Genomic DNA, 14,148 nt, shown 5'->3' with positions numbered 1-14,148 from the left:
TTTTCCAGAATGGAAAAGGGAAATGACGCGCGGAGGGAACCATAGATGAGCAAATTTATCGTCCGCGGTGGCAACAGATTGACCGGGAGTGTCAAAGTCAGCGGAGCCAAAAACTCAGTTCTGCCGATCATCGCCGCTTCTCTGTTAGGAGAAGAAGGAGAAAGTGTTATTATGGATGCACCTCCTCTAGACGATGTGATGACCATTAACAAAGTGCTGGAGTCCTTAGGAGCAGGCGTTACATACCAAGACGAGGTCATTCGTGTTGACGCGCGGAAGATAATTTCCTGTGAAGCCCCTTACGAGTGGGTTAGGAAAATGCGCGCATCATTTTTGGTTATGGGGCCATTGCTTACACGTTTGGGACGTACAAGAATCTCGCTTCCAGGCGGATGCGCAATTGGAACAAGACCTATTGATCAGCATTTGAAGGGGTTCGAAGCGTTGGGCGCCGAGATAAGCTTGGGCCAGGGCTTTATTGAAGCTAAAAGTAACGGTCGTCTGCGCGGAGCTAAAGTTTATTTGGATGTAGCCAGCGTAGGAGCAACCGAGAATATTATGATGGCCGCTACTCTTGCCGAGGGCGTAACTACCATTGAGAATGCTGCTAAGGAACCTGAGATCGTTGATCTCGCCAACTTCCTGAATGGCATGGGAGCCAAAGTACGCGGTGCAGGCACAGGCGTAATTCGTATAGAAGGCGTCGAGAAGCTACATGGTGTAAAACATACGGTTATTCCCGACCGGGTAGAAGCAGGTACTTATATGGTTGCTGCTGCGATCACAGGCGGGAACGTATATGTAGAAGGCGCAATATCCGATCATTTGGGACCGGTTATATCCAAGATGGAAGAAATGGGTGTAACGATTCAACCCGATGAAAATGGTATTCGTGTCATTGCGGATAAGCCGCTAAAGGCCGTTGATGTTAAAACGCTGCCTTATCCTGGGTTTCCAACCGATATGCAGTCTCAGATGATGGCACTTCAACTTGCTGCTGAAGGAACGAGCATCATTACGGAAACTGTGTTTGAAAATCGTTTCATGCATGTGGATGAATTTCATCTCATGAATGCAGAAATTAAGGTCGAAGGTCGTTCAGCGATTGTAACTGGCAATGCTAAGCTGACGGGTGCGAAAGTAACCTCGACAGATTTGCGTGCAGGTGCTGCGTTAATTCTGACTGGACTTATTGCAGAAGGTACAACGGAGGTATCTGGCGTTCATCACATCGATCGTGGTTACGTTCATTTGGCGGAGAAACTGACTGGATTGGGAGCGGATATTTACAGAGTGACTGTAGATGAATCCAAACTGGATCATTCGGCTAGCACAGAGCGTGTTGTGGCAGAAGAAACGCCGGGGAATCTGTTCAAGAAGATTCAGCCTTCCCTCGCCTAACCTTTAACTTATTGGCATAGGTATAAACTTGAACAATTAGAACCAAGTCCGAAAGGGCTTGGTTTTTTTTGTGTTTTTGCTGCTTGTCTTTTTCATTCTTTCAGTTCTCTTAAAACGGTTCTATCAAAGTGGACGACCTCATATGATTGAAAATATCTGCTGGAGAATATCTGTACTTTCAGCCGGACACTTAGCCCTTTGATGGAGGTTTCAGCCTATGAAAGATTCACAGGTTCGCATCCGTATACCAATTCATCATCCTCAGGAACATCGCCAGGCCTCACTTGCGGAGGAAAGCTCTGGCTCTATAGCAACTTTGTTGCAGAAAAATAAACATATGCAGCAGCATGCAGAATCAACAGGTGGATTGCCGACTATCGCCAAGACCAATCGGCGTACCACAGCGTTGACTTCCACACACACTGTCGGTACGATGCTTCCTGGCGCTGGAACATCGCCCGGTAACACATACGACGCAAGCAGGCGGCGGGGACCGCAGCCGCATCTGCGACCTGCAGCCGGGCGAGCCCCACGTTGGGGCAGCCGCCGCCCATGGCTGCCATTTGCAGCCATGGCAGGGGTGCTGGTGCTTGCCGTGGCTGTGCCCGCACTCATGGCATGGCCTCGGCAGGCGGCGCAGCCTTTGCCGACTGGGAGCCGCACAGCCGCACCCGCGCAGTCTAATACGACGGCAAAGAGCGAGGCACCCGTCACGCGCCTGCCGGGTGTTCCGCCGATACCGGCCGTACCCGCTGCTCCAGCGCGTAGCGTTCCGGTCGTGGCAGAGCCGGACGTGCGGGTGTACGTTACGTCTACTGGCCGGACGGAGACATTACCTTTGGAGCAATACATTGTCGGCGTAGTAGCAGCTGAAATGCCGCCCAGCTTTGAGGAAGAGGCATTGAAAGCACAGGCTATCGCCGCGCGTACATTCATTACCCGGCGTTTGTTGGCTGATGACACCAGCGGCGCCCCGGCAGGCGCAGATGTGACAGATACCGTTAAACACCAGGCTTACATCTCCAAAGCTAAACTTACTAGAGAATGGGAGCGTTCTGGTAAATCCGCAGATCTGGCAAAAATTCGCCAGGCTGTGCGCGAGACCAAGGATACAATCATGGTATATGAGGGTAAACCCATTACAGCTTCTTTTTTTTCTACCAGCAACGGCTATACCGAAAATTCAGAGGATGTATGGGCGAAGGCCGTGCCCTATTTACGAAGTGTGTCTAGTCCATGGGACAAGCAGCTGGCCCCCCGTTTTACAGAAACCGTCACACTGAGCCGTCAAAGCGTGTTCGATAGATTGGGATTGAGTCGTGCTGCGGTCACTGCTTCTACTGGAGGTGGGAGTATGCCAGAGATTCGTATACTCTCCAAGACAGAAGGGCATCGCATCAAGAAGATTGAGGTGGGAGGCTTGGTCTTTACGGGGCCGGAGATTCGTAACAAACTAGGGCTGCGATCGGCTGAATTTACGTGGAAGACCGAAGGGGACCGGATTGCAATAACAACCTATGGGTATGGCCATGGCGTCGGTATGAGCCAGTGGGGAGCCAATGGAATGGCCAAGGAAGGTCATACCGCCACTCAGATTCTTCTTCACTATTATACTGGCATTTCTTTTGCGAATGCCTCTCGTATTCTAAGTTAGTAAATTTTTCGTAACTTTGAAGTATAAAAGAGTTGCGCCCGGTAACACTGGTTACTGAGGTGATGAGCAAATGAGTGAACAAAATAAAAACCAGAACCAAAATCATGAAGATACACCCAAAACCTTTCAGGGTGGAAGAGCTTCACGGCCGTCTTCGTGGAAAAAGCTGTTGTCCAAAAGGTGGGCATACCCGGCAGCCTACATTGCCGCAGCAGCCATTATACTAACCTTAGTGTGGGTCTATCAGGATGCTAGCCAGAAGTCTTTCAAACCTGACCCAGCTAGTCCATCGGTACAAAGCACAAGCGCAGTGAGTACCGATGTTAACGAACAACAACCAGAAAGTGTGGAGGTTGTTGCTCAGTCAGAAAATATCTCGTGGCCAGTGGCAGATGCTAGCGCAGTGAAGGTCGTAAAGCCTTTCTTTGACGAAAACGCGACAGCTGATGAGCAAGCGGCAGCTATGGTAGAGTACGATAAAACATTTACCGCTAACACGGGGATTGACCTTTCTCGGTCCGACGATCAGGCGTTTGAAGTGAGAGCCGCTCTGAGTGGAAAAGTATCTCGTGTGGAACAACATCCGCTGGTAGGTAACGTCGTAGAAATCACGCATGATAATAATCTCAAAACAGTGTACCAAAGCTTGAGCGATCTGAAAGTAAAAGAAGGCGATCAAGTAAAACAAAATGATGTGATTGCTTCAGCAGGGCGCAACGAGCTTGAAAAGGATTTGAAAACACATCTGCATTTTGAAGTGTACCAGGATGACAAGCCGGTGAATCCAGCAGGTCTGCTTCCTAAAAAATAAATGGATCATAGCTTTGCATGCAAAGCGGGGAATTCAAATTCCCTGCTTTTTTCTTGTGTAGTTTTAGCGCATGAGGTAAATATAAGCTGCTTTTGCCAAATAAATAGGCCTTCCGAAGCATGTCTTCCCACCAAACCGCGAATATATAGGCACGCTCCTCATATAATGTACCAAACTATCCACAGTAGGGAGGCGGGAGCGTGCACGATTACATCAAGGAACGGACCATCAAAATCGGTCGCTGTATCGTGGAAACAAGGAATACGGTCCGTACGATTGCCAAGGAATTTGGTGTCTCCAAGAGCACGGTGCATAAAGATCTGACCGAACGGCTGCCTGAAATTAACCCGGATCTTGCCGATCAGGTGAAGCACATTCTCGAATACCATAAATCCATCCGCCATCTGCGGGGGGGTGAAGCGACGAAAATTAAGTACAAAAAAACGAGTGGGAAAAGAAGGGGAATTCTTGTTTCCGGAAAGTCCTAAAAATATATAGTGAATTGGCTGGCAAAGCCATTGAATCAACCCCCTGAAGTATGATATGTTAAAAGATGGTACAAGACGAAAAATGACATGTAACCGTAGGTTTATACATATATTTGCCGCTTCTTGTCGAATCTTAGCTTTTTAAAATATCACTTTGGGGGCCTTTTTAATATGTTCAGTAATGATATCGGTATCGACCTCGGTACGGCCAACGTGCTTATCCACGTCAAAGGTAAGGGGGTTGTTCTTGACGAACCTTCCGTTGTTGCGATAGAAAGCGATACAAAAAGAGTTCTGGCTGTCGGAGAAGAAGCGCGCCGTATGGTAGGACGTACTCCTGGTAATATCATAGCCATCCGTCCATTGCGTGATGGTGTCATCGCCGATTTTGAAGTAACAGAAGCGATGTTGAAATATTTTATTAATCGGGTAGGGGGAAAAAGCTGGTACAGCCACCCTCGTATTTTGATTTGTGCGCCGACGAACATTACCTCAGTGGAGCAAAAAGCGATTCGTGAAGCGGCAGAGCGTAGCGGGGCGAAAGAAGTATTTTTGGAGGAAGAGCCAAAAGCGGCTGCCATCGGGGCAGGAATGGATATCTTTGAGCCTAGCGGCAACATGGTCGTAGATATCGGTGGCGGAACAACAGACGTTGCAGTTCTCTCTATGGGAGATGTTGTAACAGCTTCTTCTATTAAAATGGCAGGGGACAAATTTGATACAGCCATCATGAAATATGTAAAAACGAAGTACAAGCTTCTCATCGGGGAACGTACGGCTGAGGATATCAAGATTGCTATCGGAACCGTGCATCCGAGCGGACGACGTGCTGAGATGGACATCCGTGGACGGGATATGGTATCCGGATTGCCCAAGACGTTAAGTATTTCCGCGGAAGAAGTGCAGGATGCGCTGAGAGATCCCGTGTCAGCGATTGTAGCTGCAGCTAAGTTTGTACTGGAGCAGACCCCACCGGAGCTATCAGCCGATATTATTGACCGTGGTGTCATTTTGACTGGCGGTGGTGCGTTGCTTAGCGGTTTGGACGAGCTGCTTGCTGAAGAATTGCGTGTTCCAGTGCTGGTTGCTGAAGATCCGATGCATTGTGTCGTTAAAGGTACAGGAATTATGCTGGATAATTTGGATCATGTGGTTAAGAAAAAGTTCTAATCTGCCGATAGTGACTATAAGAGACTCGTGTGCGGTCAGGCAGGTTGCCTAGCATTTTGGCTTTAGTGCCTCCATGCGGGCATATAATTGATGAGCAGAGTATAGGATTGGGGTGCACGATACATGTTGAGAGGTTTATATACTGCGGCCGCCGGAATGATGACACAACAACGACGTCATGACACTGTGACGCAAAATATTGCTAATATGAATACCACGGGATATAAACAGGAGAATAGCGTTCAACGCTCATTCCCCGAAATGCTTATTTCCATGACGGGGGGAAACCCTGATAACCCGGACCGTACGGTCGGCAAGCTCAATACTGGCGTTTTTGCTGAGGAAAGCCTCTCTCCTTACATTCAGGGAGCGTTGAAGGATAGTGGACAAACTACGGATTTTGCGTTACAGTCCAATATTAATGTGAACGACCCGGCTACTGGTCGACCTATGGCTTTTGATCAGGCTGGAAAATTCATCAATGCTAACGGTGAAGTCACCTATCGTCCAGAAGCGTTTTTTACGGTACGGGACAATAATGGTAATGTCCGCTATACACGTGATGGGCATTTCCAAGTAAATGGAACGGGAGCATTGCTTTCGTCGACTGGTTCAGCAGTGTTGGATACGAATGGAAACCCAATTCAATTGACGGGGTCTGTCTCAGCGCTTAAAGTAAATGAACGGGGTCAATTGGTGGACAGCCAATCCAACCAGTTGCTCGGAACGACGCTTGGAATTAGTGTGATTGATCGGCCGTACCAGCTCGTTCGTGAGGGCAACGGTAATTTCCGCCTGAATGATACGGATGGTGCTACGGCTAGAATGATGACCGCTAATGATACTGTATCTGTTCGCCAGGGCTATCTGGAAGTATCTAATGTAGATGCTGCTCAGTCGATGGTGGACATGATGGCTGCGTTAAGAGCGTATGAAGCGAATCAGAAGGTTATTCAATTTTATGATAAAAGCTTGGACAAGGCCGTTAACGAAGTAGGCCGTGTATAACAGGGGGTAAGTGATGAACAACTCCATGATTGGCGCAATGGTGTCTATGGCCAGTGTGCAGCAGCGTTTGGATTTAATTGCCGATAATATCGCCAATGTCAATACGGTTGGTTATAAGAGTAAACAAGGTTCCTTTGAAGATGTATTGGCTAATGTGCAGCAACAGCCTTCAACGTATCTCCAAAATGGACGGGCGATGCCGCTCGGCTATAATTTGGGCTATGGAGTCAAAACGACCTCAATTATGAAAAATATGGAACAAGGTCCGCTCAAGGAGACGGGACTTCCTACGGATCTGGCGATCCAGGGGAATGCCTTGTTTGAAATCCAGGGAAATGGGCAAAAAGCTTGGACGCGTGACGGCAGCTTTCATTTTATTCCTGATCCGAATGATAATGAGACGATGATGTTGACCACTGCCGAAGGTTATTCTGTGCTGGATAATAACGATATTCCTGTGACTGCGCCAGCGGGTTCCAAAGTAGCTATTAACTCCGATGGCGAATTGCTAATTCGTGCTAATGGAACTGGCGCTCCGACAGTTGGTCAGCGAATTAAGCTAATGGATGTACAGCGTCCAGAAGGATTGCAACAGCGGGATGATAACCTGTTTGTGTTAGCAAATGGTGTGACAGAAGCCGATGTATTCGGGGCAGCTGGGGTGGCAGGTGCTGTTCCAACGGACGTATCTGTGCGTTCCGGTTATCTTGAGGAGTCTAATGTGGATTTAGCGGGCGAAATGACAGATATGATGCAAGTCCAGCGGATGTATCAAATGGCGGCACGGGCATTAACCTCTAGCGATACGATGATGAACCTGGCCAATAATTTGAGGGCTTAAGGATTTGGTGATGAAGGAAGAACAATCTGATTCCCGTCCGGTGCCTGAAAAGACTAAATCCCGCTGGCGTACTGCTCGTTATTTCGTAGTTCCGTTGCTGCTCCTGTTCTCGCTGTTAGGCGGCTTAATTGCAGGATATGTAATTGTAGGTAAGCAAGGGCTGGCAGGCGTATTTGAATGGAAAACCTGGCAGCATGTCATTGATCTTATATTTGCGCCTTAGTTTACTTTAAAAGAGTGGTTGTGGCGAGAAATGGACGCTCCGCGTGCAGATTGTTCTTCCGATTGCTGTTATCCCCAGATTTATTTTGATTTTAACATTTGAGGTTTGAATCCGGGGATAAAGGCAAACGCTGCGCTTCTCCAGAACAATTCTGCCCGCTCCGCTGCTACTCGCCATCAGAGCTACTCTTGTTAAGGTAAATAGACCCGCAATTTGTGTGGGGCGTATAGGAAACAAAACCCTGTGCCAGGTGGCGCAGGGTTTTGTTATGTTTTCAATGGAGAATCCTTCAAACGTAGTGATGGACATCTTACGTCCTTGGAGACAATTGCAGAAGCCTTTGGTTCCTTCTCTGCTCTTCGCGACAAGCGAGTATTATTGAGGCGAGCTTTCTTTTTGAGCAAAAGTAACTAGGCGGAGAGGTTTATTTGAATCTGGAGAAGCGGTAGCGTTCGCCTTTGCCCCTAAATTTTAACCTTACAGGCTTTTGTAGAATGAGAAAATTAAGGGGCAACAGCGATCGGAAGATCAAATAAATCGCGCAGCCTGTCCCCCTTGATTCAAAATGAAACTTCGCTTCACTCCATAATAGGAGCAACAAATATGGTACTTCCGCATAATTTTCTTTTTGCATCTGATGAATGTATAATGATGGGGAGTTTATAACACTACGGGGTAAAACCAAGCACGAGCAAAAGGGCTTCTTCTCGCCTCTGGTTGCGTAACCGGCGGAAAAAGCCCCTTATCTCAACCTTCACTTCTGCAGTAGGTGAAGGATATCTAACATTGTTGCCGTGATGAGCTGTTTTTATACAGCGTTAGCGGGGTAATATTATGCTTGCAGTAACTCTGGCTGAACAGAGTCAAATCTGCAAGCGAGAGGAGTTATTAAGGTAAATGGACAAATTGCAATTGGATGTTAATCAAATTCAGGAGATTATTCCGCATCGACCGCCATTTTTGTTGGTGGACCGTATTATTGAACTGGAGGAAGGTAAAAGAGCAGTAGGCATTAAAAATGTAACGATGACTGAGCCTCATTTCATTGGACATTTTCCGGGTTATCCCGTTATGCCTGGTGTGTTGATCACTGAAGCGTTGGCTCAAGTCGGAGCAGTCGCATTACTGCACCTAGAGAGCAATCGCGGCAAAATCGGCTTTTTGGCAGGGTTGGACGGTTTCCGTTTCCGTGGACAGGTAGTCCCTGGGGATACGCTGACACTTGAAGTGGAAATCACTCGTTCCAAAGGTGCTTTTGGTAAAGGGAAAGCTACGGCGAAAGTGGGCGACACAGTAGTAGCTGAGGGCGAGATTATGTTTGCTTTATCAGACCCACCCCAATAGACAAGCCCTGCCGACATAAGCACGACGTCTGAACCGAGTGCATGTGTACATAGAGATCCTGTTTTGACAACCCAAAAATGGAGAGGGGAAATTCCGTATGACGCAGTTGAGTAAAAAAGCATTAGAAGGCATTGAGAGCTGGCTGCAAGACCCTTATATTGATGAAGAAACCAAACAGGAGTTGCGCGCATTGCAAGGCAACGACCAGGAACTAGAGGATCGCTTTTACAAAGAACTGGAATTCGGTACAGGCGGTCTACGTGGAGTGATTGGGGCAGGCAGTAACCGGATGAATCGTTATGTGATCGGACGTGCGACTCAAGGGCTCGCTCGCTATATTTTAGAGCAGCATGCTGGCAAAGAAGGCAAACCTTCGGTTGTCATTGCACATGATTCGCGTCATTTTTCGCCAGAGTTTGCTTTGGATGCAGCTTTGGTGCTGGCGGGCAATGGTATCGTAGCTAAGTTGTTCCCTTCCTTGCGTCCAACGCCACAGCTTTCGTTTAGTGTACGTCATTTGGGAGCCAGTGGAGGAATTGTTGTCACGGCGAGTCACAATCCTCCCGAGTATAATGGTTACAAGGTATACAATAATGAAGGTGGTCAGCTTGTTCCAGATCAGGCTGAAAAGGTGATTGGCTACATTCGTGAGGTTCCTTCTTTTGCTGACATCAAAAGTCTGACACGTGAAGAAGCAGAGGCACAGGGATTGTTGATTTGGCTTGGAGAAGAGGAAGATGAAGCGTTTGTGGATACGGTAGCCGCTGTGAGTGTGAACCGAGAACTGATTGCAGCTGGACCGGGCAAGAACTTTAAAGTTGTGTTTACACCTCTTCATGGCACTGGAAATATACCTGTTCGTCGTGTACTGGAAAAAATAGGTTTTGAACAGGTGCATATTGTGCCTGAGCAAGAGCAGCCAGATGCAGAATTTTCGACCGTTAAGTCGCCTAATCCGGAAGAACGTGATGCGTTCAAGCTGGCCATTGCGCTGGGTGAGAAAATTGGTGCAGATCTGTTGATCGGAACAGACCCTGATGCTGACCGTATGGGGGCAGTTGTGAAAAACCGTGATGGCGAATATGTGGTATTGTCCGGTAATCAGTCCGGCGCAATTATGGTTTACTACTTGCTGAATCAACTGAAAGAAACTGGCAAGCTTCCGAATAATGGTGCAGTTATCAAAACTATCGTAACTAGCGAGATGGGTGCAGTCATTGCCGAACATTTTGGAGCAACAGTGTTTAACACGCTAACCGGCTTCAAGTATATTGGCGAGAAAATGAACCAGTTTGACCAAACTGGCGAGTATACCTACCTGTTTGGCTATGAAGAGAGCTACGGCTATCTGGCAGGAAATTACGCACGTGACAAGGATGCTGTCTTGGCGGCCATGCTGATCGCCGAAGCTGCTGCTTATTACAGCACGCAAGGCAAGACGCTCTATGATGTTTTACAAGAGCTATACGAGCAGTTTGGCTACTTCCTTGAAAAGCTGGAGTCTCGTACACTCAAGGGTAAGGATGGAGTGGAGCAAATCCAGAGCAAAATGGCGGATTGGCGCAGCAACGCACCTCAAGAGATTGCAGGTGTGAAGGTAGACAAAGTACTGGACTACTCGCAAGGCTTGGACGGACTTCCGCAGGAAAACGTACTCAAGTTTTTATTGGAGGACGGTTCTTGGTTCTGCCTGCGTCCTTCGGGCACAGAGCCTAAAATCAAAGTATACTTTGCAGTACGTGGTTCCTCGCTGTCAGACGCGGAGCAAAGAATCGGTCAGCTGGTCGATGCTGTTATGGCCCGCGTAGACGCTTGAGAAAATTCCCTTTATAATAGAATAGGTTAAGGTAATTAGATATGGAATAAGTAATCGGTGACCTCTCACGGCAAAGGGCAGTACGCCGTGGAGGTCATTTCTCTGTATTGCAGAATAACCTGGAAGAGGCTTTTGAAAAATAGGCTTATTCCGGCAACGGAGGATTTTGCAAAATTCAATGAGTGGCCTACTCAAGAGTAGAATGGCAAGGTGGGCAGCATTGAATTTTGCAAAATCCCGAATATTAAGGAGGTTCTTTGGTGTATCAGAAATGGCAGTATTGGAATACAGCTTCTCGAAAATGGTTGTGGATTCTGGTTGCGGTTGGCTTGCTGGCTTCCATTCCAGTTATCGCCGATCGTGTAAAGACAGAATCCTCGAGTAAAAAAGTAGAGATTGTATTCGATTATCGGGATTTGACGGAGGCGGCTTCGTATCAGGCTCATCCGCAGGACTATCTGAATGAGCAGCTTGACCGCTTACAACAGGCTGGTGTGAACAGCATGGCGATGTATGAAAGTACGTTGGATGACTTCCGTAAAGCGGGCCGCATTGTAACTTATACGACTCAGAATGTTGCGGATCTGGAAAAACGTATTTCACCTGCAAATGAGAATTATACGTACGTTGTTTTCGCTGACAAAGAAAATGCTGAAGCACTAAAGCCGTTAATTTTACGTACGTTTACAAGTCTGGGCATCAACGTAAAGCCGTGGAGTTATCAGGGACAGGAAGGGCTTGTTGTGGAAACATCCCCAGAGGATGCGTATCTCAAGCCTATGCAGCCTGACCCGATTGCTATGAAGCAGCTCCGGAGTAAAGGATTTTTTATTGTTCCACGCATGAGTGACAGCCTTCCCTATAACCAGGAGTTGACGGAAGAGATGCTGGCTTCCTTTCAGCAAAATGGTGTAAAGCGCATTTTGTTTGAAGGGGATTCAGTCAAAGGCTTTACTGATAACGAGAAAGAGCATAGCTTAGCGGCATTTGCTAAATTGCTGAACAAATACGATATCGGCCTAGCTGCTATCGAAAACTTAAAGAAACCGCAGGCAGGCTTCAATAAGCTCGCTTACGATATCCACTATAATGTTGTGCGTCTATACTCACTAAGTGATAAAGATTCAACACTCGATGTGGAAACGTTGGCCGATCGTTTTGCACTCGCCACCAAGGATCGGAATATTCGCATGTTGTATCTGAATACCGCGCCTAGCCGCAGTGTTGCTGAGGCCAAGGTGAAAGACTCGGTTGATAACCTGATCCACAGCTTAGACAAACCGGGCAACGCTGTACAACGAATGGAGAAAAAAGGGTTTGAACTTGGACAAGCTGAACCGTTCCAAGTGGTTGATTCCTCCATTCAGCGCTATCTCAAAATGATCGTCGTACTGGGTGCGCTAGCTTTCTTCTCCATTATGGTGTCCTATTTCGTTCCGGCATTGACTTTGCTGGCATTTGCACTCGGTTTGGTTGGTTCTGCTGGGCTTTATGTTTTGAACTCCAGCTTGATGGAACAAGGTTTGGCGCTGCTTGCAGCGATTAGCGGACCTACGGTTGCAATGATCATTGCAGTGCGTACGATCAGAATTAAACGTGAACAGGGGCCTGAACTTTCTGTAGGTCAACGATTGACTCGCACGCTTATACTGTACGTACAGACAGCGATCTTGTCGCTGGCTGCAGTGCCTTTTGTTATTGCGCTGTTGAACAGCATTGCCTACAGCCTGGTGTTAAACCAATTTAGAGGTGTAAGCTTGCTTCACATTCTGCCGATCTTCTTGGCGGCGATTTATATTTTCTTTTATCGTGGCGTTTCTATACGGGAGGAAATCACCAAACTGCTACGTACGCCGATTACTGTATTGTGGGTTATCGCACTGGCTGTTATCGCAGCGGCAGGCTACTACTATTTGACTCGTACTGGAAACGCAGGTACAGTGTCGAACACCGAGCTGGTTTTCCGTAACTTCCTGGAGAATGCGTTTGGTGTACGTCCGCGCAATAAGGAATTCTTAATGGCTCACCCACTGTTTATTGTAGGGGCATTCCTGGCTTTGAAATATCGCAAAGCAATCTATTTGCTGATCATAGCTGCTATTGGTCAAGCCTCGATGGTCGATACCTTTGCTCACATTCACTCTCCAGCAGCACTCTCGTTTAGTCGTGGGCTGTTGGGATTGGGATTTGGATTGGTGCTGGGAATCATCGCAATTGTCGTGTGGCAAGTGCTGGAAGGATGTTGGAAGAAATGGTCACCACAGCTAAAACGATAATAATCTCGGGTTATTACGGGTTTCACAATAGTGGGGATGAAGCGGTGCTCAAGTCGATATTGACTGCTTTAGAAGAGGAAAGCCGTCAGGCGGGGATTACGATCAAGCCTGTTGTTCTATCTTCTGACCCTGCTTGGACACAGAAAATGTACGGAGTAGAAGCTGTTCCGCGTATGAGCCTGGGAGAAGTGCGGAGAGCGATTAAAAACAGTGACGGGCTCATTAGTGGCGGCGGGAGTCTGCTCCAGGATGCTACAAGCCCTAAAAGCATTCCGTATTATCTGGCGATTCTGAAACTGGCTCAATGGGCTGGAAAGCCAACGTTTGTATACGCTCAGGGCATGGGCCCAGTACAACGGAAGATATTTTATCCTATGATCCGATCTGTATTTCAACGCTGTGAATATGTTTCCGTCAGAGATGAGCAATCTGCTGCTTTGCTGAGTACCATGAAACTGAAACGTCCGGTTGTTGAGGTTGTTCCTGATCCTGTAATGGGGCTTCCTTTGCCCTCCGGTTCCCAGCTGCATGATGCTGCAACTGAGACTGATGAGAATGAACTCCCAGTCGTCGGCATTTCTATACGCTACTGGGATAAGGAACAACGCGATTTAACGGCTATTGCAGACGGCTTAAAAAGATTAGCTGCGGAACGCCGTGTTCACTTGCGTTTCTTACCATTCCATTTACCTGACGATGAACAGGCTTCAAGGATGGTAATGGATTTGTTGGGGGATATTAGTGGGACGGGAAGCCTTGTCAGTATGTGTGACCAAGTTACCGATCCTCAACAGATGCTTTTGGAGGTCAGCAGATGCAGTTTGATGATCGGGATGAGGCTGCACAGCTTAATCTATGCAGCGTCCCATCAAGTGCCCCCGTTGGGTATATCCTACGATCCCAAAATTGATCATTTCCTCAGCCGTGTTGGTAGCCAGCCTGTTGGTACTACAGATGCACTGGATGCGCAAAAGCTGGCTAACGAGTCTATGCGGCTGCTGGATCAGCGTAGTCAATGGATCGAGAGCCAAGGGGCAGCAATTGCATTGTTAAAAAGTGAGGCTCGCTTACCAGCACAGCATATCGTTAATTACTTGTGTCGCAAAGGATGATGGA

12 protein-coding genes are annotated in these 14,148 nt (G+C 47.7%); all 12 read left to right on the top strand.

Features of this window, described 5'->3' with window-relative positions; all coding sequences use genetic code 11:
* Positions 1-45 precede the first annotated feature (45 nt).
* The 12 genes from murA (at position 46) to csaB (ending at position 14,144) form a co-directional block, all read left to right on the top strand.
* A complete protein-coding gene (murA, locus tag OIU26_RS11155; RefSeq protein WP_016324823.1) occupies positions 46-1,401 on the top strand; it encodes a UDP-N-acetylglucosamine 1-carboxyvinyltransferase in 1,356 nt (451 codons plus the stop codon).
* A gap of 217 nt (positions 1,402-1,618) precedes the next feature.
* The gene (spoIID, locus tag OIU26_RS11150) at positions 1,619-3,055 is read left to right on the top strand and encodes a stage II sporulation protein D (RefSeq protein WP_264216869.1); all 1,437 of its coding nucleotides are present in this window, start codon (positions 1,619-1,621) and stop codon (positions 3,053-3,055) included.
* A gap of 70 nt (positions 3,056-3,125) precedes the next feature.
* Positions 3,126-3,866, top strand: a complete 741-nt coding sequence (locus OIU26_RS11145; protein WP_264216868.1) for a peptidoglycan DD-metalloendopeptidase family protein — start codon at positions 3,126-3,128, stop codon at positions 3,864-3,866.
* Positions 3,867-4,066: 200 nt separating this feature from the next.
* Positions 4,067-4,354, top strand: a complete 288-nt coding sequence (gene spoIIID, locus OIU26_RS11140) for a sporulation transcriptional regulator SpoIIID (RefSeq protein WP_013373425.1) — start codon at positions 4,067-4,069, stop codon at positions 4,352-4,354.
* 171 nt (positions 4,355-4,525) lie between these two features.
* A complete protein-coding gene (locus OIU26_RS11135; protein WP_016324820.1) occupies positions 4,526-5,524 on the top strand; it encodes a rod shape-determining protein in 999 nt (332 codons plus the stop codon).
* Between the two features lie 123 nt (positions 5,525-5,647).
* Positions 5,648-6,532: a flagellar hook-basal body protein gene (locus tag OIU26_RS11130; RefSeq protein WP_013373422.1), complete on the top strand. Its 885-nt coding sequence runs from the start codon at positions 5,648-5,650 to the stop codon at positions 6,530-6,532.
* 13 nt (positions 6,533-6,545) lie between these two features.
* On the top strand, positions 6,546-7,373 hold the full coding sequence (locus OIU26_RS11125; RefSeq protein WP_264216867.1) for a flagellar hook-basal body protein: 828 nt from the start codon (positions 6,546-6,548) through the stop codon (positions 7,371-7,373).
* A 10-nt stretch (positions 7,374-7,383) separates the two neighbouring features.
* Positions 7,384-7,596 carry a DNA-directed RNA polymerase subunit beta gene (locus OIU26_RS11120; RefSeq protein WP_007432733.1) on the top strand — a complete coding sequence of 71 codons (213 nt, stop codon included), beginning with the start codon at positions 7,384-7,386 and terminating at the stop codon, positions 7,594-7,596.
* 897 nt (positions 7,597-8,493) lie between these two features.
* Positions 8,494-8,940 (top strand): 3-hydroxyacyl-ACP dehydratase FabZ, encoded by a 447-nt coding sequence (fabZ, locus tag OIU26_RS11115; RefSeq protein WP_013373420.1) that lies wholly within the window; start codon positions 8,494-8,496, stop codon positions 8,938-8,940.
* Between the two features lie 97 nt (positions 8,941-9,037).
* Positions 9,038-10,756, top strand: a complete 1,719-nt coding sequence (locus OIU26_RS11110; RefSeq protein WP_264216866.1) for a phospho-sugar mutase — start codon at positions 9,038-9,040, stop codon at positions 10,754-10,756.
* A 260-nt stretch (positions 10,757-11,016) separates the two neighbouring features.
* A complete protein-coding gene (locus OIU26_RS11105; protein WP_264216865.1) occupies positions 11,017-13,032 on the top strand; it encodes a DUF5693 family protein in 2,016 nt (671 codons plus the stop codon).
* A complete protein-coding gene (gene csaB, locus OIU26_RS11100) occupies positions 13,008-14,144 on the top strand; it encodes a polysaccharide pyruvyl transferase CsaB (RefSeq protein ID WP_264216864.1) in 1,137 nt (378 codons plus the stop codon). Before OIU26_RS11105 ends, csaB begins: the two co-directional genes overlap by 25 nt.
* Positions 14,145-14,148 lie beyond the last annotated feature (4 nt).

The sequence above is a fragment of the Paenibacillus sp. BT-177 genome, assembly GCF_025846815.2.
GTDB lineage: Bacteria > Bacillota > Bacilli > Paenibacillales > Paenibacillaceae > Paenibacillus > Paenibacillus polymyxa_C.
The sequence above is the reverse complement of the archived record's forward strand: the minus strand, read 5'-3'. Positions and strand labels throughout refer to the sequence as shown.